The organism is Vibrio ichthyoenteri ATCC 700023 (assembly GCF_000222605.1).
Taxonomy (GTDB): domain Bacteria; phylum Pseudomonadota; class Gammaproteobacteria; order Enterobacterales; family Vibrionaceae; genus Vibrio; species Vibrio ichthyoenteri.
Genome location: NZ_AFWF01000285.1, coordinates 1 through 443 on the forward strand (window position 1 = coordinate 1; position 443 = coordinate 443).

Genomic DNA, 443 nt, shown 5'->3' on the forward strand with positions numbered 1-443 from the left:
ATGCGGTTGCTATACGTTCTGCTGCTACTCCTGAATAAGTCCCGAACTGAGAAAATGGAATAGATTGAATTTGTTTATTTAGTAATTCTTCTGCAAGTCTTTGTGTTTTGCAATCCCCGAACTGTACTAATCCCTGTAAACCAGTAGCCATTGCTCTTAATGAACCATTATTTGTTGCGAGTCCTCTAAAATCAATTTTGAGTGATTCGGCAGTAAATAATTCACAATTCAAAGCTCTTTCGATTCCCATAAAAGCACTATTCAATCCAATTTGATGATGATTCATATGCTTTTCTAATAGTTTTTCATTTTTGGAAAAGATCTCTAATGGGAGTTGTTTTCTTTGTGGGCTAATTCTTTCTTTGTGATATTTATTTTCATTTGATTGCTTTACATTAAAAACTTTACAAGAAAAACCATTATTAATCTTATCGTGATTTAAT

1 pseudogene is annotated in these 443 nt (G+C 32.1%); it reads right to left on the reverse strand.

The window, feature by feature from the left end:
• Positions 1 to 443 (reverse strand): annotated as a pseudogene (locus RH85_RS19055) (hypothetical protein); the annotation flags it as partial.